Annotated in this window: 21 protein-coding genes and 2 tRNA genes; 3 read left to right on the forward strand and 20 right to left on the reverse strand. The window is 58.1% G+C overall.

From position 1 onward, the window contains the following. Window position 1: 1 nt before the first annotated feature. The 8 genes from ACM6JQ_RS27160 to ACM6JQ_RS27195 all read right to left on the reverse strand — a co-directional run bounded on the left by ACM6JQ_RS27160 (window position 2) and on the right by ACM6JQ_RS27195 (window position 6,305). Window positions 2–598 (reverse strand): phosphoribosyltransferase family protein, encoded by a 597-nt coding sequence (locus ACM6JQ_RS27160; protein WP_414894997.1) that lies wholly within the window; start codon window positions 596–598, stop codon window positions 2–4. A 161-nt stretch (window positions 599–759) separates the two neighbouring features. Then, window positions 760–835: transfer RNA gene (locus ACM6JQ_RS27165), tRNA-Thr, on the reverse strand. Window positions 836–910: 75 nt separating this feature from the next. Beyond that, window positions 911–1,747, reverse strand: a complete 837-nt coding sequence (locus ACM6JQ_RS27170; protein ID WP_095113954.1) for an FkbM family methyltransferase — start codon at window positions 1,745–1,747, stop codon at window positions 911–913. A gap of 345 nt (window positions 1,748–2,092) precedes the next feature. After that, complete coding sequence (locus tag ACM6JQ_RS27175) at window positions 2,093–3,328, reverse strand: methyltransferase (RefSeq protein WP_414894998.1); 1,236 nt, start codon at window positions 3,326–3,328, stop codon at window positions 2,093–2,095. Beyond that, window positions 3,309–3,998 (reverse strand): ABC transporter permease, encoded by a 690-nt coding sequence (locus ACM6JQ_RS27180; RefSeq protein ID WP_007909164.1) that lies wholly within the window; start codon window positions 3,996–3,998, stop codon window positions 3,309–3,311. The genes ACM6JQ_RS27175 and ACM6JQ_RS27180 overlap by 20 nt, the downstream gene beginning before the upstream one ends. Next, window positions 3,998–4,690, reverse strand: a complete 693-nt coding sequence (locus ACM6JQ_RS27185; RefSeq protein ID WP_007909165.1) for an ABC transporter permease — start codon at window positions 4,688–4,690, stop codon at window positions 3,998–4,000. The genes ACM6JQ_RS27180 and ACM6JQ_RS27185 overlap by 1 nt, the downstream gene beginning before the upstream one ends. A 78-nt stretch (window positions 4,691–4,768) precedes the next feature. Then, window positions 4,769–5,518, reverse strand: a complete 750-nt coding sequence (locus ACM6JQ_RS27190) for an ABC transporter substrate-binding protein (RefSeq protein ID WP_414894999.1) — start codon at window positions 5,516–5,518, stop codon at window positions 4,769–4,771. Between the two features lie 13 nt (window positions 5,519–5,531). After that, window positions 5,532–6,305, reverse strand: a complete 774-nt coding sequence (locus tag ACM6JQ_RS27195; protein ID WP_007909167.1) for an ABC transporter ATP-binding protein — start codon at window positions 6,303–6,305, stop codon at window positions 5,532–5,534. Between the two features lie 554 nt (window positions 6,306–6,859). Here ACM6JQ_RS27195 and gabP point away from each other — a divergent pair. After that, complete coding sequence (gene gabP / locus ACM6JQ_RS27200; protein WP_007909168.1) at window positions 6,860–8,251, forward strand: GABA permease; 1,392 nt, start codon at window positions 6,860–6,862, stop codon at window positions 8,249–8,251. 70 nt (window positions 8,252–8,321) lie between these two features. Here the strand turns inward: gabP and ACM6JQ_RS27205 are convergent, their stop codons facing one another. The 4 genes from ACM6JQ_RS27205 to ACM6JQ_RS27220 form a co-directional block, all read right to left on the reverse strand. Continuing rightward, complete coding sequence (locus ACM6JQ_RS27205) at window positions 8,322–8,774, reverse strand: hypothetical protein (RefSeq protein WP_007909169.1); 453 nt, start codon at window positions 8,772–8,774, stop codon at window positions 8,322–8,324. Window positions 8,775–8,780: 6 nt separating this feature from the next. After that, on the reverse strand, window positions 8,781–9,194 hold the full coding sequence (locus ACM6JQ_RS27210; RefSeq protein WP_007909170.1) for a hypothetical protein: 414 nt from the start codon (window positions 9,192–9,194) through the stop codon (window positions 8,781–8,783). Window positions 9,195–9,222: 28 nt separating this feature from the next. Further along, a complete protein-coding gene (locus tag ACM6JQ_RS27215) occupies window positions 9,223–10,197 on the reverse strand; it encodes an alpha/beta fold hydrolase (protein ID WP_414895000.1) in 975 nt (324 codons plus the stop codon). A 68-nt stretch (window positions 10,198–10,265) separates the two neighbouring features. Continuing rightward, on the reverse strand, window positions 10,266–11,324 hold the full coding sequence (locus tag ACM6JQ_RS27220; RefSeq protein WP_095120776.1) for a PDDEXK nuclease domain-containing protein: 1,059 nt from the start codon (window positions 11,322–11,324) through the stop codon (window positions 10,266–10,268). A gap of 259 nt (window positions 11,325–11,583) precedes the next feature. Here ACM6JQ_RS27220 and ACM6JQ_RS27225 point away from each other — a divergent pair, with 259 nt between their 5' ends. Together ACM6JQ_RS27225 and ACM6JQ_RS27230 are read left to right on the forward strand one after the other, a co-directional pair. Then, window positions 11,584–12,033, forward strand: coding sequence for a hypothetical protein (locus ACM6JQ_RS27225; RefSeq protein WP_007909173.1), 450 nt, complete (start codon window positions 11,584–11,586; stop codon window positions 12,031–12,033). A 76-nt stretch (window positions 12,034–12,109) separates the two neighbouring features. Continuing rightward, the gene (locus ACM6JQ_RS27230) at window positions 12,110–12,400 is read left to right on the forward strand and encodes a YceK/YidQ family lipoprotein (protein ID WP_414895001.1); all 291 of its coding nucleotides are present in this window, start codon (window positions 12,110–12,112) and stop codon (window positions 12,398–12,400) included. Here ACM6JQ_RS27230 and ACM6JQ_RS27235 read toward each other — a convergent pair. The 8 genes from ACM6JQ_RS27235 to ACM6JQ_RS27270 all read right to left on the reverse strand — a co-directional run bounded on the left by ACM6JQ_RS27235 (window position 12,397) and on the right by ACM6JQ_RS27270 (window position 19,891). Then, the gene (locus ACM6JQ_RS27235) at window positions 12,397–12,750 is read right to left on the reverse strand and encodes a hypothetical protein (RefSeq protein ID WP_414895002.1); all 354 of its coding nucleotides are present in this window, start codon (window positions 12,748–12,750) and stop codon (window positions 12,397–12,399) included. The two genes, ACM6JQ_RS27230 and ACM6JQ_RS27235, sit on opposite strands and share 4 nt — an antisense overlap. Then, window positions 12,747–13,628, reverse strand: coding sequence for an alpha/beta hydrolase (locus tag ACM6JQ_RS27240; RefSeq protein WP_414895003.1), 882 nt, complete (start codon window positions 13,626–13,628; stop codon window positions 12,747–12,749). The genes ACM6JQ_RS27235 and ACM6JQ_RS27240 overlap by 4 nt, the downstream gene beginning before the upstream one ends. Beyond that, window positions 13,625–14,416, reverse strand: a complete 792-nt coding sequence (locus tag ACM6JQ_RS27245; RefSeq protein ID WP_007909181.1) for a TSUP family transporter — start codon at window positions 14,414–14,416, stop codon at window positions 13,625–13,627. The genes ACM6JQ_RS27240 and ACM6JQ_RS27245 overlap by 4 nt, the downstream gene beginning before the upstream one ends. 75 nt (window positions 14,417–14,491) lie before the next feature. Further along, window positions 14,492–15,571, reverse strand: coding sequence for a hypothetical protein (locus ACM6JQ_RS27250; protein WP_414895004.1), 1,080 nt, complete (start codon window positions 15,569–15,571; stop codon window positions 14,492–14,494). A gap of 581 nt (window positions 15,572–16,152) precedes the next feature. Next, window positions 16,153–16,228, reverse strand: a tRNA-Phe gene (locus ACM6JQ_RS27255). 104 nt (window positions 16,229–16,332) lie between these two features. Then, on the reverse strand, window positions 16,333–16,605 hold the full coding sequence (locus tag ACM6JQ_RS27260; RefSeq protein ID WP_016986336.1) for an oxidative damage protection protein: 273 nt from the start codon (window positions 16,603–16,605) through the stop codon (window positions 16,333–16,335). Then, on the reverse strand, window positions 16,602–17,669 hold the full coding sequence (mutY, locus tag ACM6JQ_RS27265; protein ID WP_414895005.1) for an A/G-specific adenine glycosylase: 1,068 nt from the start codon (window positions 17,667–17,669) through the stop codon (window positions 16,602–16,604). The genes ACM6JQ_RS27260 and mutY overlap by 4 nt, the downstream gene beginning before the upstream one ends. Then, window positions 17,666–19,891: an AsmA family protein gene (locus ACM6JQ_RS27270; RefSeq protein ID WP_095113962.1), complete on the reverse strand. Its 2,226-nt coding sequence runs from the start codon at window positions 19,889–19,891 to the stop codon at window positions 17,666–17,668. The genes mutY and ACM6JQ_RS27270 overlap by 4 nt, the downstream gene beginning before the upstream one ends. Between the last annotated feature and the right edge of the window lie 41 nt (window positions 19,892–19,932).

Genomic DNA, 19,932 nt, shown 5'->3' on the forward strand with positions numbered 1-19,932 from the left:
ATTAATGATCCATATAGGTTTTGCCTAAGGCAATCATTACTACGCGCGCGGCTCCAGCTTCCAGTAGTAGTTGTTTGCAGGCCAATAAGCTGCTGCCTGTCGATGTGATGTCGTCAAATAAAAATACGGTTTCGCCTTGGACGATGGACGTGTCAGTAACAGCAATTGAATCTAGGTGGATCTGTTGGTTTCGGGGGCCACCAGTTGCTGCTTTAGCTACGGTCTTCGTCCGTCTTAATAAGTTTTCTGTTTTTTCGAAGCTACAATCATCCGAGATGTTCTTTATTATCTCTAATAAACCAGGCGATACGTTGTTTTTCGAATGAGATGGAACAACGCTAGCTAAGCACGATTTTAAATCGATGAGGCGGGATAATCCAAAGGTTGGATTTGTCAATACTTTTGTAAAGAAGTTTACAGCAGGAGTGCGCCGATTTAGCTCAGAGTTTTTTAGATTGAGCAGCGTATTTGTGATTTTATCTATCCTCGGGTTATTTCCGCCGTCCCAAGGATGATAGTCATAAAGGGCCATGATCTCAGTAAAGCTGATTTCTTTATGTTTCTTCGTGTGTTGGCTAGGAAGCGCACTCATATCCATATGATGTCTCGGGAAGCATGGCGGGGAAAGTTCCTACGCCAACCATACCCGAATCCTACATCCTCAACCAACACCTGCGTTAGCTTCCACAGATGCGTTGCACCGATACGTTTCCCACAAACAACAAAGCCCCTGCATTTCTGCAGGGGCTTCGTTTTGTATGGTGCCGGCACCAGGAGTCGAACCCGGGACCTACTGATTACAAGTCAGTTGCTCTACCAACTGAGCTATACCGGCGTGTGGGCGACGATTATAGCGACTGGATAATTTCTGTAAACCCCTGAATTCTGACTATTTTTGCATCTTTGCAAATCAAGCCCTGCGCAGCACATTTCGCAGCGTTTGCAGCGCCTTCAATGTGCGGCTGTTTTGCAGGGCCGCCAGTTGCGCTTCGGCCTGTTCGGCGCGTTGCAGAGCGTTGGCCAGTTGTTGGGCGGTGTCGACTTCGCTGGCGCTGATCGGGTGAGCGAAGGCGTGGCCTTTGCATAATTGGAAGTTGTCGAGGTTGCACGGCGGAATGTCGAACGCGGGTTTGAGGTTGTGGTGTTCGTCGGCGAGGAACCAGGTGTTGAGGCCGTCGAACAGGATCGATTGATAGCCTGCGTCGGTGATCAGGTGTTCCCACGTGTGATCGCGCAGCCATGGGGTTTCGACGACGATGACCCAAGGGCGGAAGCGACTGAAGTCCATGCCACGCAGAACGGTTTCTTCGTGGCCTTCCACGTCGATTTTGAGGAAATGGATCGGGCGGTCGGCGGCGTATTGTTCGCAGATCGAGGTCAGCGTGCGAGCCTTGACCGTGAGGCTCTGCACGTTCATGCCGAGGTCTTTGCGTTGCTGGGCGACGGCGGGGTCGGCGGTGGAGAGGCCTGTGCCGGGAATGCCGTAGAAGGTCGTTTCGCCGGGTTGGTCGCTGGCGATGCATTGGACGGTGGCGTCGCGCGGGCGTTGTTGGCAGAGCGCGTCGTAGTAGTTTTGCATCGGCTCGACATTAACGCCGTGCCAGCCGTGGTCGTAGAAGGCTCTGGTGACAGAGTCGTGGCTGGGGTCGTTGGCGCCGACGTCGATGTAGAAACCGTGCTCGAACTGTTTAAGCGCGCGCCACAAGCGGACGTCTTCAAAATTTTGCGCATAAGAAATGAACGTCACGGGCGCTTCCTGTCGGTCTGATTGTTCTTGTTTGGAGACGCGCTGGCGGCACGCTGTGGACTTGTATAGCAAGGCTGGCGATGCGCCGCAATTATTCGCTTCGGACCGGTGAATTTCGGCGGTTATGTCGTTTTGATTGACGGCTTATGCACAACGGGCTGGCACGAGACCATGCTTAGGCAGTTATTTGTGGACGCGTTCTCATTTTGTTCGCAAATCCCTGTTTTATTGGTTTTTTATCAATGTGAACAAAAAATGACCAGTGCTGTTAAGGGCTCGAAACAGGCATGGATATTGGATCCACGAAGAATTCATCAACAGAGTTATCCACAGGAAGTCGATGAATTATTCGCGTTCGGCCAACAGCAGCAGGTTACGTGGTGTGAGGGGGGCCTCGCAGAAAGTGCCGAGGCGGACGACGTATCCCTGTTCTGCGAGGAAAAGTGCCCGATCCAGATTCAGCCAAAGCTCAAGTGGCCGTCGGAACAATCCGCGAAGCAATTCCAGGTTGCGAACTTCGGCCAACCGCTGCCAACCGGCTGCTTCGAGTGCGGGCCAATCTGGCGAGCCGATTGTGGATAACTCTTTTAGCGCTGCGAGATCGCGACAGTATTCAGCGAACGGTCTGTCCAGCCAGGCGCTGGGCAGGGAGGGCGTTGGCAGGTATTCGTCGACGCCGCGCACTTGCCGTTGCAGCAGGTCGAAGGCCAGGCGACGGGCCATTGAGGTGTCACGCTGACGTCGGACGCGGGCTCCGGCGGTGACGGTTTCGCTCATTGGCAGCGCCAGATCTTCGACTGAGAGCTGTAGGAGCGATGCCAGTCCGGCGTGGGACAACGGCTGATATTCGCTGCAACTGATGCGGTTGTAGCAGCAGGGCGCGATCGCCATTTGCTGGCAACCTGCAGCACTGGCCAGTTGCATCAGCCGAACATGTAGATCGCCACACGCGTGGAGGGCGACGGGCGTATGAGTCGCGCTCAACACGGCAGAGGCATTCGCCGCCAGTACATCCTGTTCCACGTGCAAGGCATGGAGGTGATGACGCTGACTCAATGCCTGACCGCTGGCGACCAAAAGCGGATCGTATTCAACGCAAGTCAGTTGCTGCCCCAAACCCAACAAGCGCCGCCCCAAATGACCCTTGCCCGAGCACCAATCCAGCCAGTGCGTCGGCTGCGAAGCAAAGGACAATCGACTGGCAAACGCCTCGATCTGCTGCCACTTGCGCCCCGGCACATCGACATTCAGTCGATGGCCCGCAGCTTTCAGCGCATGTCCCGGCAACTCACCGACCGCGCTCAGCTCAGCCGACAACGCCGCCAATGAAGCAAACGGCTCCGGCGCATCGACAAGATCAGCGGGTTGGTTGTGAGCGTTTTCCGCGTCTTCCAGAGTGCGCCCGCGTAGCCACAAGGCTAACTCCGGGCAGGACGCTTCCCAGGCAAGAGAACGGTGAGTGAACGGCCGAGGTTTCCATAACGCCTGATGCGTTGTCAGAAAAGCATCCAGCGCCGTGAAGCGGGCGAGTAAGTCCTCGCCCGTCAGCACGTAGGAAGAATCAACGCCCTTGGCAGGCATCGACGCGCAGCCAGCGCTCCAGCAGCTTGAAGCCACGGACCAGCACGTAAGCCATCAGCAGATAGAACACGCCCGCCGCGAAGAAGATCTCCACCGGCAGGTAGGTGCGGGCAATGATCGTGCGCGCCATGCCGGTCAGTTCCAGTAAGGTCACGGTGCTGGCCAGCGCACTGGCCTTGAGCATCAGGATCACTTCGTTGCTGTAGGCCGGCAGGCCGATGCGCGCGGCACGCGGGAGGATGATGTAGAACATCGCTTTCGGCTTCGACATGCCCAGGGCTCGCGCGGCTTCGATCTCGCCCGGTGGAATCGCCTGAATCGCCCCGCGCAGGATCTCGGCGATGTACGCCGCCGTGTGCAGCGTCATGGTCACGGTCGCACACCAGAACGGATCGCGCAGGTACGGCCACAACGCGCTTTCACGCACCGCATCGAACTGCGCCAGGCCGTAATAAACCAGGAACAGCTGCACCAGCAGCGGCGTGCCACGGAAAAAGAAGATGTAAGCGTACGGCAGCGAACGCACGTACCACAGCTTCGAAGAGCGGGCGATGCCCAGCGGAATCGCCAGCAGCAGACCGGCAATCACGGCGATGGCCACCAGTTCCAGGGTCAAGGTTGCGCCCTGCGCCAGTTTCGGCAGCCACTTGATGATCACTTCCCAGTTCATTAAGCGCTCCTCGCAAAGCCGCGAGCGGCGCGTTTTTCCAGGAAGTGCATGCCGGTCATCGCCAGCACGGTCAGGCCCAAATACATGATCGCGGCGACCATATAGAAGGTGAACGGTTGTTTCGACACGGTCACGCCGATTTGTGCGTGGCGCATGATTTCTTCCAGGCCAATGACCGAGACCAGCGCGGTGTCTTTCATCAGGATCATGAACAAATTGCCCAGGCCGGGCAGGGCGATGCGCCACATCTGCGGCATGATCAACCGGGTGAAGATCCGCCATTTCGACAGGCCCAGGGCCTGGCCGGCCTCACGGTGGCCTTTGGGAATGGCGAGGATCGCGCCGCGAAACACTTCCGTGGCGTAGGCGCCGAAGCACAGGCCCAGGGCGATCACGCCAGCGGCGAAAGCGTTGAGTTGCAGGTCGGGGTTGCCGAAGAACTCACCGAGGGCGCGCATAAGGTTGACCGTACCGAAGTAGATCAACAGCACCCAGAGCAATTCCGGGACGCCACGCACCAGGGTCGAATAAGTGCCGCCAAGCCATTGCAGCGGCTTGTACGGGGAAGTCTTGGCCAAGGCGCCGAGCAGGCCGAGCACCAGTCCCAGGCACAGGGCGGTGAGAGCCAGTTGGACGGTCATCAGCGCGCCGGCAGCGAGGGCCGGGCCGAATCCGTAGAGGTCGATAATCATGGAGTTCTGTTCAAATTGCGGCAGGCAAAGTCGGGAGCCGGCGCCGTTGCATCACGGCGCCAGTCCCACAGGTCAGGATCAGTAGATGCTGAACGGGAAGTACTTGTCGTTGATCTTTTTGTAGGTACCGTCGGCGACGATTTCCTTCAGCGCGGCGTTGAGCTTCTCACGCAGTGGATCGCCCTTACGCACAGCGATGCCGATCTTGTCGCTTTCTACGACCGGGTCGCCTTTGAACTCGTAGTTCTTGCCGGCGTCGCTTTTCAGCCAGTCATAGTTGGCGTACTTGTCAGCGAGGATCGCGTCGACACGACCGGAAGTCAGGTCGAGGTAGGCGTTTTCCTGGGTGTCGTAGAGGCTGACTTTGATGTCATCGGCGTAGGTGTCTTCCAGCCAGGTACCGGCCAGGGTCGCACGCTGGGTACCGATGGTCTTGCCTTTCAGCGAGTCCTTGTCGGTTTTGAAGTCGACGTTTTTCGGTGCGATGAACTGCAGCTTGTTCGAGTAGTACGGGTTGGTGAAGTCGACCGCGCCTTTGCGCTCGTCGGTGATCGACAGCGAGGAGATCAGGAAGTCGAACTTCTTCGCGTTCAGGGCCGGGATGATGCCGTCCCAGTCGGAAGTGACCACAGTGCATTCGACTTTCATCTTCGCGCACAGCGCGTCGCCGATGTCTTTGTCGAAGCCGACCACGTTACCGCTGGCATCTTTATTGTTGAACGGCGGGTAAGCCGCTTCGATGCCCATCTTCAGGGTTTCAGCCATGGCACCGGCGCTGAACGCGAGGGTGGCAGCGGCGGCCAGGAAGACCTTCTTGAAATTCTGCATGCATGTTGCTCCGTTAGCGGTTGCTGGACATGAATTGTTTGCAGCGCGCCGAAAGCGGGTTTTCGAACACCTGCTGAGGCGATCCTTGCTCTTCTATAAGGCCTTGGTGAAGGAACACCACTTCGCTGGAGACCTGACGGGCGAAGCCCATTTCGTGGGTCACGAGCAGCATGGTGCGGCCTTCTTCGGCCAATGCGCGGATGACACTAAGTACTTCCTGAACCATTTCCGGGTCAAGCGCCGAGGTGGGTTCGTCGAACAGGATCACCTTCGGTTGCATTGCCAGCGTGCGGGCAATCGCCGCGCGCTGTTGCTGACCGCCGGACAATTGCGCCGGGTAGGCGTGGCGCTTGTCGGCGATGCCGACCTTGGCCAGCAGCGCTTCGGCGACTTCGATCGCCTCGGCTTTGCTCTGGCCGAGCACGCGACGCGGTGCCTCGATGATGTTGTCGAGGATGCTCATGTGCGGCCACAGATTAAAGTTTTGAAACACAAAACCAATCTCGGAGCGCAGGCGGTTGATCTGTTTGCCATCGGCGGCAACCAGTTCGCCATTCTTGGCGGCCTTGAGCTTGAGTTCTTCACCGGCCACCAGAATCTGGCCCTGGTGCGGGTTCTCCAACAGGTTGATGCAACGCAGGAACGTGGACTTGCCGGAACCGGAGGAACCGAGGATCGAGATCACATCGCCGTCGCGGGCGGTCAGCGAGATGCCTTTGAGCACCTCAAGCTGTCCGTAGCGTTTGTGCAAGTTGCGGATTTCAAGCGCGGGCGTGGCCTCAGCCATGTGCGTTCCTCATATATGTTGCGCTCCAGCTGTTGGATGGCCTTCCTGGCGAGGCGGCCAAGCTAGCATAGCGTTTCAATGGCAGCCAACAGCGCTACGAGCGGTTAACGGGTGGCATGTGGCAGGTTGTCGCATCGGCACAGCAGACTGTCGCCCCATCAACAACCGAACGGGTGTTTGATCGTGCAAACCCGTGGGTGTCGCGTAAAAAAAGGCGCGATGTTGCCAGCTTTGGCGGGGTGTTGGAAGCGCTATCCGGCCGAACGTTCCTGATTCGCCCTTTTATTGTGCATCACACACTTTTTCAGTGTGTTTCTGGTGCGCCAATTCGTCTTGAAAGTGAGTCGCAGGGTAACGCTCTGGCGAATAGCCATTAATCTCAAGGACTTGCGATGACCGTCCGGTCGTGCGCAAAGCCCCGAGCCAGAAGACTTTGAAACATTTTGGCGCATTTATTGCGTGCAGAATCCGGAACGCCCTGTTGGTTTCTTTTTACGAAAAAGAACACACCAGGCAGGACGGACTGAATCGCTTTCCTCGCAAAGGTAGTTTCGATGAGCAGTACCCCAAGCTCCAATGGCCTCGAACAGGGGCTCAAACCGCGTCATGTGACCATGTTGTCGATCGCCGGTGTAATCGGCGCCGGTCTGTTCGTTGGCTCCGGCCACGCCATCGCTGCCGCCGGCCCTGCCGTGCTGCTGGCTTATGCCGCCGCCGGTACCCTGGTGGTGTTGGTGATGCGCATGCTCGGCGAAATGGCTGTTGCCTCGCCGGACACCGGTTCGTTCTCGACGTACGCCGACCGTGCCATCGGGCACTGGGCCGGTTTCACCATCGGCTGGTTGTACTGGTGGTTCTGGGTCTTGGTGATTCCACTGGAAGCCAACGCCGCCGCAACCATCCTGCACGCATGGTTCCCTGATGTCGGCATCTGGGCGTTCGCGCTGGTCATCACCCTGTTGTTGACTGTCACCAACCTGTTCAGCGTAAAGAATTACGGCGAGTTCGAATTCTGGTTCGCGCTGATCAAAGTGCTGGCGATCATCGGCTTCATCATCCTCGGTCTGGCGGCGATCTTCGGCTTCCTGCCGAACAGTCAGGTCAGCGGCGTTTCGCACCTGTTCGACAGCGGCGGCTTCCTGCCAAACGGCATGGGCGCGGTACTGGGCGCGATTCTGACCACGATGTTCTCCTTTATGGGTACCGAAATCGTGACCATCGCGGCCGCGGAATCGAAGAACCCGGGCAAACAAATCTCCAAGGCCACCAATTCGGTGATCTGGCGGATCGGTTTGTTCTACCTCGTATCGATTTTCATCGTTGTGGCCCTGGTGCCATGGAACGATCCTACGCTGGCCAACCTCGGCTCCTACCAGACCGTGCTTGAGCGCATGGGCATCCCGAACGCCAAGATGATCGTCGACATCGTGGTACTGGTCGCGGTGACCAGCTGCCTGAACTCGGCGCTGTACACCTCGTCGCGCATGCTCTTCTCCCTCGGCAAGCGTGGCGATGCACCGGCCATGGCGACGCGGGTGAACAAAAGCGGTACGCCTTACTGGGCCGTAATGCTGTCCACCGGCGCGGCATTCCTGTGCACCTTCGCCAACTACGTGGCCCCGGCGGCGGTATTCGAATTCCTGTTGGCCAGCTCCGGTGCGATCGCCCTGTTGGTGTACCTGGTGATCGCGTTCTCGCAACTGCGTATGCGTAAACAACGCATGGCGCGCGGCGAGAAAATCGTTTTCAGCATGTGGCTGTTCCCAGGCCTGACCTACGCGGTGATCATCTTCATCGTCGCGGCCCTGACCATCATGCTGTTCCAGGAAGCGCATCGCGTAGAGATCCTCGCGACTGGTTTGCTGAGTCTGATGGTGGTGGCAGCCGGTTTGTTGGTAGCACGCCGTCGCAAGCTGGAAAAACGTGGCGCGGTGGTGTTGAACTGATCCGTTACGCGTAATGCAAAACGGCCGCTGTCAGTGATGACAAGCGGCCGTTTTTGTTTGTGAGCGATGTTTATTCGCTCTTGTCTTCCTGTGCTTCCACCGACTTGCCATAAGCATCCAGCGCAACCCCGAAATCGGTGATGAACTGCGGTTCGCTCAGCCAGGCCTGGGCCTCTTCGATGGTTACGCCTTCGGACCACATGCGGTAGTCGATCAGCATGTCGGCGGCCAGGTGAGTGGCGGCCATGCCTTCGTTGTCGGCGTTTTCCATGTCCAGCAACTCTGGATGGTCAACGATGACGAACGCCAGTTCGCGCAGCAGGGTCAGCAGCATCTCGTTGCGGCTGATGGCTTCGGCGTCGCGCATTTTGCTGAACATCGCCAGGGTGTATTCCGGGATCGGCTCGGCGAGGTGGTCGAGGTCTTCGTCCTGCTCCAGCGGCTTGCGGCCGACCATACGGATTTGCTTGGCTTTGGCCTTGGCGCGTTTGGCGCGTTTCTGTTGCTTGTTCAGGGATGCCATGGGAACTCAGTTCTTCTGTTGGGTTTGCGCGGCGATCGCGTCGGACGCCGCTACATAGTCGGCCTGGAAGGCCGGGGATTCGATCCACGCCAGCGCGCCGGCTTCGTCGGTTTCCTGCGACCACTGGCGATACTCGATCAGTGCGGCGAGGATGAAATCCATCGCGCCTTCTTCGCCTTCCTGTTCGTAGACCAGCTCCAGCAGCGGGTCTTCGAGGAATGCGCTGCACAGCGCTTGCTGGCTGATCTTCTCGGCGTCGATCATTTTCTTGAACAGCTCGGTCAGGTCCACCGATTCGAAGTCGATGCGGTCGTCGTTCGGGTCCAGTTCGACCGGCGTTTCAGCGCGTTTGGTGCGGTTTTGCTTGGCCTTGGCTTTGGCCCGGGTGGCGCGTTTCTGCTGCTTGTTGGCGGAGGCCATGATGTGTTCCGTCGTGCGTTGAGAGGGCTCAGCTGCGCGGGACTTGCCGCCCGGGTGTGTCGGGGGCCAGTGCGCCGGTTTGCAGCCAGGTCAGAGCGATGGGCCATAGTGTGGCTTGGTATGCGCTGCGAAAAAAGGCGAAATGTCCGACTTGTTGTTCGCCGATGTCCTGCGGTTCGATGCGCAGGTGGGTTTTTGTCGCGTTGCTGAAGTAGCCGAGCAGGCGTTCGATGGCTGGAATGGTGCCGTAGGGATCGTCGCTGATGCTGATGGCCAGAGTCTGCGCGCGGACATTGGCGAAGGGCAGGGCGCCGGTCTTTTTCATCAGCGCGCGACCACTTGGGCGCTGTTCGTAACGCGCGGCAGGCGTGCTCCAGTCGCGTACAACGCCGGTCGGCGTATCTTCCAGCCAGCCGAGTCGCTTGCCGGGGAAGAAGCCGCAGAACAGCGTCAGCAACGGCATCACCACATGCCATTTGCCGAACATGCGCCAGCGATGTTCGGGCGCGTAATCGCGCCAGTAGGCGAACTGCGCACCGACGATGACCAGCCGTCGGATAACCCGCCCGGATTCGCCCAGACCTGCCGCGCAACCGCCGAAGCTGTGGCCGACCACATCAATCGGCTGACCGGGAAACTCTCGTTGCGCGCGTTTGAGCATCGCTTCGAAATCCAGTGCGCCCCAATCTGTCCACGAGGCGTTCAAGCCTTTGATCGACGCGGATCGTGATTCGCCGATGCCGCGGTAGTCGTAGGTCATCACGTCGAAATCGTTGGCGAACAGATAAGCCGCGAAACGCGAGTAGTGGCTGCAACGTACCGACGTGGCGGCGCTGATGATCACTACCGGGCGTTGGCTATCAGGCAAGAACTGACGCCAGGTGAAACCGCCAAGTGCAAAACCGTCGGCGGCAGCTTCTTTGAAAGGCTCACCTTGCTCAGCAGGCAAGGTTGGCGACCTTGACTGCATGGCTTGCCTTGCGGGCGTGTCCTGACAGCTCATGACGCTCGACCTTGAAGAGTAAGCTGACAACGATAGTCTCAGCGCCGCCCGGCAACAATCCGCAAGTTTTACTCGGTGGATTGAGTGAGCCTGCGCTCTTCGATCAACGCCTGCTCGCGATTGAGCTCCGCGCGTAACTCGTCTTCACTCGGCAGGATCGTCTTGTAACTGCTGGCAAACAGTTGCTCATTGCCCTTGAGCATTGAGTAGCGCGCCACCGAGTCGTTGCTCTCGGCAGACAGAATAATCCCGACTGTCGGCTTGTCGCCCTCGCTGCGCATGAGTTCGTCGTACATGCGCACATACATGTCCATCTGCCCGACATCGCGGGCGCTGAGCTTGCCGCGTTTGAGATCAATGATCACAAAGCATTTGAGCAGGTAGTTGTAGAACACCAGATCGATGTACAGATCGACGCCGTCGGTACTGATGCGTTGTTGGCGGGCGACAAAGGAAAAGCCTTTGCCCAGCTCAAGCAGAAAGCCCTGCAGATGGTCGATCAGAGCTTGTTCGAGACCGCTTTCCCTGACCTTGCCTGCCGAGGGCAGACCGAGAAATTCGAGCATGACGGGGTCGCGAATGAATTCACGCGGGTTGCATTTCAGCGCTTCGATGTTGGTGGTGGCTTCTTCGATCACATCGGCTTTGTCGCGACTCATGAGAAGCCGCTCGTAGTAGAGCGTGAGGATCTGGCGGTCGAGGGCGCGGCTTGACCAGTTCAGGTTGGCGCATTCGTCCATGTACCAATGGCGGGCTTTCTCGCTTTCAACCCGCAGTAGACGGCGGTAGTGGGTCCAGCTCAATTCGGGACGCAGTGCGTCTCGAATCGGAAATTTTTGATAAAACAGGCGCATCTTCCACAAATTGGTTTCATCAAAGCCTTTTCCGAACTGCCCAGTCAGATCCTTCGCCAGTAGGCCAATCAGCTGTTTTCCATAGCCCGCACGCTGAGCTCCCTCTTGTTCAAACTCGACAATATGCCTGCCGATCTGCCAGCAGGTCTGCACTTGAATCGTGTCCACCGCACGCAGCACTTTTTGCCGCGCCTGGCGAATCAGTTCGCCCAGCTCCCCCAGCAACGAATCGATTTTCGGGTCTTGCGTGTCAGCAGGTTTTAGCGGGCTCATCGGCTCTTCCACATCGTTGGATACAGGCGTCAAAGCATGCCAAGAGTCGCCGCGTGGGTATGTCGGGCGAGCCGGTTAACTGGGACGGAAGAAGGGATTGATGTTGCAGGACGTTGCCGCTGAAAGAGGCGTCAGAGAGTCATGGTCTGTAGTCCATTTCGTACACGCGCCAAGTTCCAAACAATCTAAAACCCGCCCCGATACGCAAAATCTAAAAGGAGTAATGGTTGGGTTCTACAAGAACCCGGGAGTCGTGATCATGAAACGCGTTCTTTCATTCATGCTGCCCATCGCCGCCGTCGCCGCATTGCTGTTCCCGGTGATGTTGCAGGCAGCCAGTCTTGAACCCATCGACAGTGCCGGGGTGCAAGTTCAGCAGCAACAACAGAACGGCATCGCTTATCTGGCCGGCGGGATTGGTGAGGATGAGGCGAAGGCCATTCAACAAACCGGCGGTTACAACCTGCACATGACGTTCGCTGTGGGCGCGCAAGACGAGTACACCGCTGATGTCGATGTGATGATTCAAAAGTCACCAGGGCAAACCATACTGACGCTTAACCAGACGGGCCCGTTGGTATACGTGCAACTACCACCCGGCAAGTACACGGTGGTAGCCACGCGCAAAGGCGAAACGCGGCATGATGTGACCGACGTTGGCAGCGGCACGGCGCGCAATCTGGTGTTCCACTGGAATGACGCTGGATAGCGATGGGTGTGATTGCAAAGTCGAGGCGCAGGTACAATCCCGCGCCTCCTGTTTTGTGATGTAAGGAAGCGCTGGTTTGAAAGGGATTTTGCGTGTTGTTTGTGTCATCGGCCTGGTATTGCAGTTGACCGGCTGTGGAACGTTTATCGGGCGTTTGAATGACGGTTTGTCCGATGCCCAGTATTACCGAGGGGTTGATGGCAACCTTCACCTGCTGGGTGTGCGTGGCGGTGGTAGCGATGGCATGCCGGCGGCGATCGTCTGTTACATGATGATTGTCTGCCCGGTCATCACCGTCGTATCTCTGCCAGTGGATGCCGCGGTGGATACGGTTCTGCTGCCGATCGATTACATCAATACGCTTTAGGTTTTCTTTGCGCGGCGCTTGCTCTTCGGCGTGTGCACGGGCTCTTGAGCCTTGCGATAGATCCACACGCCGAACACACCCACTGCCAGCAGAAACACTGTGCCAACGCTCTGCCAGACAAACTCGAACCAGAACTGCTGCGGTTGCTGGGCCAGGGTGAAAGTGCTGCGCGGGCCGCGGTTATTGGTGGTGATAGAGCCGCTGATCCAACTGTCGACCAGCATCCAGATCGACAACCCGATGGCGAAAGTAATCAGCAGAGCAACGAGAACAGTCAGCCAGTAAGTCACACGACTTGGGCGATAGGGCGGCGGGTGGGGCAGGGGGATGCGGGTTTTCCTTTGATTCATGACGCTTGGGACCTGTTTCCGGTATTGATGAACTGCGCTATCTCGCTCGCCAATTCCGCTGCGCGCGGCGGGTTTTCCCTGAGCCACGTTGATACAGCGTGGTCGCACCCCGGCAGTACGATTTTTCTGAACTGATGGGGATCCAGACTCTTTTCAATGGCCTCGATGACCTCATAGGGAATGGCGCTATTGATCACGCGCGCGCCCATTTGCTGCGTCCCGGCAGACGTACCGGGAATCCCGCCAAACGCGGTTGATCGAAGGCCATCGTATTCGCCGATCACCAGCAAGACCTTCCCGTCGAACGTACGCAGGAAATCCAGCGATGGCGAATCGAGAAAACGGTGAGGCACCGAAATGGCGTTTTTAAAGGGTGATCCAAACGGTTGCTGCCAGGCTGCCTCCGCGTACAGGGCGGGACAGACCAACACGATGCGCCTGACTGAAGCTCGATGCGCTTGCGCCACCTTGAGCGCCAGTGCACCGCCCAGACTGTGACCGATCACGGTGTTGAGTTCGCCGCCAAGATGACCGGCAAACTGCAAAGCCTCCTGAAGGTTGTGCGTCAGTGAAGTGTCTTCAAGGGCAACGTCGGTGTCGGGACCGTGGCCGGAAAGATTGAAGCTCAGGCTGGCTATTCCCTGCGCCTGCAAGGGATACAGGATGGCGTTGAGTCGCGAATAGTCAGAGCGGGCGCCGTGAATGGCCAGCACCTTTGGCGTTGACGCTTCTGCGGCGGAGCCGGCCAATACGCGACCCTCCAGTTGGTAGCCGGCGAAGGTTTGCGCAAAGAAAAACTCAGGGCCGGTTGGCGCCTCGTCGAACTGCAATCGAGACTGAGGTCGAGACGCGCCGGTCAGCGCCAACCGATTGATCACAGGGCCGCCAGGGTGTGCAGGACTGCAACACGCAATGGATTGGTCTCCACGCTCAACAGTTTGATCGCCAAGGCGCAGCAGACCACGATCAACATGGGTTTGATCAAGCGTGGGCCGACCCGGACCGCCGCTCTTGCGCCCAGTTGTGCGCCGAGGAAGGCTGCCAGCGCCATGGCAATCGCGATCGGCCAGATGATCACGCCTTTGGTGATGAAGACTGACAGCGAACCCAGGTTGCACGACGCGTTGGCCAGTTTGGTGAAGCTCATGGCCCGCATCATGCCTAGCCCGCAAAGCAGCACGAAACCAACGATGAAGAATGAACCTACACCCGGACCGAAGATACCGTCGTAGAAGCCCAGGATCGGTGCCACGGTGAACGAGAACAGCAGAATGCCGATTCGTTTGCGTCGATCCTCATTGGCCAGTTTCGGCGAGAGCGCAAAGTAGATCGCCACCAGAATAAGCATCACGGGCACGCACACTTCCAGATAGCGCTTATCAATTGAACTGACCAACAGTGCCCCGCTGGCGCCCCCCAGGAATGCGCAGATAACCAGAAAGCGCCCCTCTCGCCATTCAATCATGCCCTTGCGGGCAAAAGTGACCGTGGCCGAAATAGTCGCCGACGCGGCCTGAAACTTGTTTGTGGCAATCGCACTGATCGGGTCGACGCCGGCCAGAAACAAGGCAGGCAAAGTAATCAAACCGCCGCCCCCGGCAATCGCATCAAAAAAACCGGCGCAAAAAGCCACGAGCGCCAACATGCCAATTACATCCCAAGCCATTACATTTTCCCTTTTATAGTTATTGGCCAGCCATTTACATGACTGGCCATTCAACAGCTTTGCGTACAGCGAGTTTCAGCCCTGTATCAGCAGCGGATCGTCTGAAATGACAATCGGGGACGAGTACTTCGACAGACCGAAGATGCGCACCAATACACGTCGATTGTCTTTGATGACATCGCGACAATGCAGGGCCCGGACGTTATTGATCACCATGGCCGACTCTTGCGTCAGTGTGTATTGAACCGGTGTTGCTCTACCCACGCTTTGGCAAAGTGCGGAATAAGCCTCTTTGACAAAGTCCGAGGCGTTGTCGTTGACGGAAAAACGGTACGAGTTGAATCGCGCGGCGAATCCGACGTTGTCATCGAACTCCAGAATCGAAACATTACGACCGTCTTCGCCCTTGCCGTTGACGAAAGAGTCGCTGCGGGTGAACTGGAAGCTGCCCGTTGTGAGTGCGAGGCATCCGGTGACGCCGATTTCGTCCAGCAGGGGCGGCAGCGGAATCACCGAGGTGGGCTCCAGGCCTGGATTCCACAGCGCCGACAGGATCAACGACGATGGCGAGGGCGAATGCCCGTCTTGCGCGTTCACAGCGCACCAGTACGGCGCTTCGGTGTGCGGGCCGAGGGCGAGACCGGAATGGGAGCTGAGTTCTTTGATTTCCGGTTCGTCATTGATTTTGGTCAGTCCACCGCCCTTGAAGTTGGCGACGAGACGGACCAGTTTGCCTTCGTTGTCCATGTCGTAGGCAAAGGAGCTGTTATCCACCAGTTTCAACAGAATCTGATTACGTGCCGCCAGACACAGGACGTCGTGACGATTCTCCAGAGCGGCCAGGTCGGGCAGTTCATCCGGAGGGCTGGTGTCGGTGACTTTTTGCATCCCCTCAAAAATCAGCAGGGAAACCAGGCCGTCGGAATAAGCGCCAAGCAGTTCGCATTGATCCTTGGAAAACGAAAACTTCAACTCAGTCGCTGCCAGCGAGGCTTTGGACTTTGCGCCTGCGGCTTGTGGCCCGCCCATGGCTGCCAGTTCTTCAGAGAAGGTGTGCAGCAGCGTTGCTTGTTGCGTATCAAAACTGAAAGTTCTGACTTCCTGTTCAACTAAAGACTCAGCGGTTTTATAAGTGTGTTGTAGGACTTCGGTCATTGTTTACATCCCTGTCGTATCGGCTCCCTTTGTATTTTTTTGTGGGAGCTGTTGGCTGTTTCGATGATGCAATGCGTGCCGAGCGCACGCACAGATCCGGACGTGGGCGAGTTGATACAGGTTTGATTTTTTCGCGAGGGCACAGGGCGCTGTGACGCGACAGTTCAAACAAGTGTTGAATGCCGGGTCAGTGTTTGCTGTCGCTTGCCTGACAGTTGAAACAACAGCAGATGACCTGCGCTGAGGTCTTGTCCTCCATGACAACTTTCTGAGGGGGCTTGGTTCTGCGAGCGATCCTGCTCGCAGACGCAACTCTCCTGCTGCCAGCAATAACCTCAGTAGGTTCCGAGGGTTCCGGGGCGCGGAGTGCGTTATTTGAGTAATGCGTTAAATGCCGGTCATCAGGACTGAAGTACGCGGCGATTATTTTCGACAGTCAGCAATGACCTGCCGTAAAAAGCTGACGGAGCCTAACATCAAAATAATGGCCAGCAAAAGCACTGGGAGAGGGGTGAGGTGTGGCTCAGCAAATCGCAGGCATAAAAAAACCCTGAATCTTGCGATTCAGGGTTTTCGGTATTTGGTGCCCAGAGACGGAATCGAACCGCCGACACGGGGATTTTCAATCCCCTGCTCTACCGACTGAGCTATCTGGGCAACGGGGCGCATTAAAAGGGTTTTTCGGATTTACGTCAACGACTTTTTTAAAATTTCTTAAATTAATTCCGTCGCTTACGATCCGACCCCCGATTTTGCGGGGTTTACTCAGCAGGCGGAACGTAGCCTTCGGCCTTGGCGTATTCCTCGCCGGAGAAGTACTTGTCCATTTCGCCCTGAAGATATTTGCGGTCTTCGGCGTTCATCATGTTCAGACGCTTTTCGTTGATCAGCAGGGTCTGGTGTTTCTGCCAGTCAGCCCAGGCCTTGGCCGAGACGTGGTCGAAAATATCCTGACCTTTGGCGCCCGGGAAAGGAGCGCGGTCCAGCGCGGGCAGTTCTTCTTTGTACTTGCGGCACATTACGGTGCGGGTCATGGCGACTCTCCTGCATTCAAGACGGCGGCCGCGCGTTCGAGCAAGGTTTTGACCGGGGCGGCGAGGCCCAGGCGCGGCGGGGTGGCGAGGTTATACCAGAGCCAGTCGGCCTCGGCCACGTGATGGGCGGCCTCCTGCACCTGAACCAGCCAGGGTTCGATGGCCAGCTGGAAATGGCTGAACGTGTGGACAAGGCTTGGCAGCGCCTGCTGCTCGCCCATGGTCAGCGAGTGCTGATCGGCAAGATGTTGCAGGTCGTCGAGGTCATCGAGTTCCGGCAGGCTCCACAGGCCGCCCCACAAACCGCTCGAAGGGCGACGATAAAGCAGAATTGCACCTTCGCCGTTGGCGAGCATCGGCATCAGCGTGCGCTTCTGCGGGATGGTTTTGCGCGGCTTGGGAATCGGGTAGCGGGTCTCGAGGCCGAGCATGTGCGCTTCGCAACCACGCTCCAGCGGGCACAGCAGGCAACTCGGCTTGCTGCGCGTGCAGAGTGTGGCGCCGAGATCCATCATCGCCTGGGTGTAGGCGTTGACCCGATCGTGCGGCGTAAAGCGCTCAGCGTTGGCCCACAGCTGTTTGGCGACCTTCGGCTCGCCGGGATAACCCTCTTGCGCAGTAAAGCGCGCCAGCACGCGTTTGACGTTGCCGTCGAGAATCGGCGCGCGCAGGCCCATGCTGATGCTCGCAATGGCGCCAGCGGTGGACAGGCCAATGCCTGGCAGATCGGTGAGCTTTTCGACGTCACGCGGAAACTCGCCGCCGTACTGGCTGACGATGATCTTCGCGGTCTTCTGCAAATTGCGCGCTCGGGTGTAATAACCGAGGCCGGTCCACAGGTGCAGCACTTCGTCTTCCGGCGCTTCGGCCAGCGCTTCAACCGTCGGCAGCGCGGCCATGAAGCGGTCGAAGTAATTGAGCACGGTGCTGACCTGGGTTTGCTGCAACATGATCTCTGACACCCACACCCGATACGGGTTGATGTCTTGCTGCCAAGGCAAATCGTGGCGGCCGTGGCGGTCGAACCAATCCAGCACCGCCGTGGAAAACTGCTCCGCTCTCATCGCTTGAACAGCCCCTTCAATGCGTTTTTCAGTTCCGGGCTGACTTTGTCACCCAGTTTTTCGTCGATCTTTTCACTGAGCTTGTCGCCGGCCAGTTTGGTCGCGACCTGACCGAGGCGATCATTGTCGACGCGGCAAGCCTTGGCGCCCAATTCCAGTGGGCCACGGCAGCGCAGCGGCCATTCGACACCGACGAATTTTTCGCCGACCTGACACGCTGGATCCGGCATGGCGCTGGTGTCGCCTTCGACGATGATGCCGACGCGATAGTCCATGCCGAGCACGCGCAGGTCGATGTCGCCATCACCGTTGACGGTCATGCCGGGGATGCGCACTTTCAGGTCCGGATTGCTGGCGACGCCGTTGCGGAAGGTCAGGTTGCCCTTGAGTTCCTGGAATGGCGTGTCTTTGCCGCGTGGCTCGCCGCTGAGGGTTTTGCGGTTGAGCGTGGCGATACCTTTGCACAGTTGCTGCTCAAGGTTGGCGTTGAGCAGCACGCCGTTGTTGATCACGAAACTGGCGTTGCCGTTGAGCGTATCGATCAATGCCTGCTGACTATTGCCGCTGCCGGTCACGTTGCTGGTGAGGGTCACCAGACCTTTGACGGGCGGGTTCTTGCCTTGGCTTTCGAGGATTTTTTCTACAGGAACGCGATTGAGTCTGGTCTGCAGATTCAGTACTGGTGCGCTTGGGCGTACATCGAGGGTGCCGTTGGCTGCAAAGCCGCCGTTGTACAGTTCACCGCTCAGGTTGGTCAGGGTCAGCAGGCCACCCTGGCCGGTGGCTTTCAGTGCGGCGTTTTCAATCGGCAATTTGTCGAGGGTCAACTGGCCGAAGGTCAGGTCGGCGTCTACGTCGAGTTTGGCCAGGCGTTCAACCGGCAACAGACGCTCAGTGCTCCAGGCGGTTTTGCTCGGTTTGTCCGGCAACGGTGTGGAACCGGCACCGGCCATGGCATCGGCCTCGGTGCTGGCGACTTCGGCCTGACGCACTTGTGTGGCGCTGTTGGCTTGCGCCGATTTCGGCGGCAGGTAGCGGTCGACGTTGAACGTGTCAGCCTTGAGCACGGCGCGCAGCGATTGCTTGGCGAAGTCTTCGACAGCGATGCGGCCGCTGAAGCTGCTGTCGTCGAGTTTCAGGTTGATGTTGTCGAAGGCGACGCTGCTTGGCGTGGCCGCCACGCGGCTGACCAGTTCGACCTTGCTCAGACTGCCTTCGGCCATGGCCGGGAGTTTCTGACCGATGCTGTCGACGAACTTCGCCAGATCGAACTGGGCGATGGAGATACCGCCGGTGATCTGCGGAGTCTTGTCGAGGTCGTTGGCTTTCAGTTCGCCCAGCGCGCGCAACTGGTTGGCGGAAATCTTGATGCCGGTCCATTCGGCGACGTTCGCGGCTTTATCCAGTAACAATTGACCTTGGGCAGCGAAGGTCATGGTCTTGCCTTGCAGCGGATCGCCAGCCAGTTCGCCAGAGAGCTTCATATCCTCGAACTTGTAGCGTTGCAGAGCGCGCTCGATGCGCAACTCGCCGGTGAGTTCGGTGCGCACGCGCAGAACCGGCTGGTTGGTGCCGAGGAAGGCGGTGGCTTTCACCGGAATATTGGTCGAGTCGTGAACCGGACCGGTGCTCAGCTGGATACTCTCGGCACTGAACTGCTTGCCGGTCTTCTCGTCGTTGTACTCAACGCGGGCGTTGTTGACGGTCAGGCTATCGATGTCGAGGCGGATCGGCTGCGGTGGCTTTTCCACCGCAACAGGGGTTTCGCTGGCCGGTTGGCCTGCAGTAGCGGCTGGCGGCGTTGCTCCGGCCGGGGCCGGCACCTTGCCGATGTCTTCCCAGTTGCCGTGGCCGTCCTTGTCGCGGTTGAGGCGCAGGTTCAGGCCTTCGACGCGCACATCGCTCATCTGCACTTCGCGGCGCAGCAGCGGCAGCACCCGCACTGACAGACCGAGCATCTGCAAATCGGCAAACGGTTCGGCAGGTTTGACCAGGGTGGCGACGCTGGCCTCGTGCAATTCCAGGCCAAGCCACGGGAACAGGCTCCAGCCGATATCGCCATTGAGCGTCAGCTCGATGTGGGCCTTGTCACGGGCTATCTGGCGGATCTCGTCTTTGTAATCGTTGGGATCGAAGAGGTGGGTCAGGGCAAAACCTGCCGCCACAATGATCAGCAACAACCCGAGAAGTACCAGACCCAGGATTTTGCCGAACGCTTTCATGGGCGAGTCCTTGTAGTTAGTCGAATTCGTAATTTAGCCGG

The sequence above is a fragment of the Pseudomonas sp. IT-232MI5 genome (assembly GCF_949767845.1).
GTDB lineage: Bacteria > Pseudomonadota > Gammaproteobacteria > Pseudomonadales > Pseudomonadaceae > Aquipseudomonas.

Bases quoted from the DNA above. Each gene is read 5' to 3' on its own strand.
- gabP (WP_007909168.1), top strand. From the start codon at position 6,860: ATGAGCAGTACCCCAAGCTCCAATGGCCTCGAACAGGGGCTCAAACCG.
- ACM6JQ_RS27235 (WP_414895002.1), bottom strand. From the start codon at position 12,750: ATGAATCAAAGGAAAACCCGCATCCCCCTGCCCCACCCGCCGCCCTAT.
- ACM6JQ_RS27180 (WP_007909164.1), bottom strand. From the start codon at position 3,998: ATGAACTGGGAAGTGATCATCAAGTGGCTGCCGAAACTGGCGCAGGGC.
- ACM6JQ_RS27160 (WP_414894997.1), bottom strand. From the start codon at position 598: ATGGATATGAGTGCGCTTCCTAGCCAACACACGAAGAAACATAAAGAA.
- ACM6JQ_RS27190 (WP_414894999.1), bottom strand. From the start codon at position 5,518: ATGCAGAATTTCAAGAAGGTCTTCCTGGCCGCCGCTGCCACCCTCGCG.
- mutY (WP_414895005.1), bottom strand. From the start codon at position 17,669: ATGAGAGCGGAGCAGTTTTCCACGGCGGTGCTGGATTGGTTCGACCGC.
- ACM6JQ_RS27220 (WP_095120776.1), bottom strand. From the start codon at position 11,324: ATGAGCCCGCTAAAACCTGCTGACACGCAAGACCCGAAAATCGATTCG.
- ACM6JQ_RS27245 (WP_007909181.1), bottom strand. From the start codon at position 14,416: ATGGCTTGGGATGTAATTGGCATGTTGGCGCTCGTGGCTTTTTGCGCC.
- ACM6JQ_RS27270 (WP_095113962.1), bottom strand. From the start codon at position 19,891: ATGAAAGCGTTCGGCAAAATCCTGGGTCTGGTACTTCTCGGGTTGTTG.
- ACM6JQ_RS27210 (WP_007909170.1), bottom strand. From the start codon at position 9,194: ATGGCCTCCGCCAACAAGCAGCAGAAACGCGCCACCCGGGCCAAAGCC.
- ACM6JQ_RS27205 (WP_007909169.1), bottom strand. From the start codon at position 8,774: ATGGCATCCCTGAACAAGCAACAGAAACGCGCCAAACGCGCCAAGGCC.
- ACM6JQ_RS27260 (WP_016986336.1), bottom strand. From the start codon at position 16,605: ATGACCCGCACCGTAATGTGCCGCAAGTACAAAGAAGAACTGCCCGCG.
- ACM6JQ_RS27185 (WP_007909165.1), bottom strand. From the start codon at position 4,690: ATGATTATCGACCTCTACGGATTCGGCCCGGCCCTCGCTGCCGGCGCG.
- ACM6JQ_RS27215 (WP_414895000.1), bottom strand. From the start codon at position 10,197: ATGAGCTGTCAGGACACGCCCGCAAGGCAAGCCATGCAGTCAAGGTCG.
- ACM6JQ_RS27175 (WP_414894998.1), bottom strand. From the start codon at position 3,328: ATGCCTGCCAAGGGCGTTGATTCTTCCTACGTGCTGACGGGCGAGGAC.
- ACM6JQ_RS27250 (WP_414895004.1), bottom strand. From the start codon at position 15,571: ATGACCGAAGTCCTACAACACACTTATAAAACCGCTGAGTCTTTAGTT.
- ACM6JQ_RS27195 (WP_007909167.1), bottom strand. From the start codon at position 6,305: ATGGCTGAGGCCACGCCCGCGCTTGAAATCCGCAACTTGCACAAACGC.
- ACM6JQ_RS27225 (WP_007909173.1), top strand. From the start codon at position 11,584: ATGAAACGCGTTCTTTCATTCATGCTGCCCATCGCCGCCGTCGCCGCA.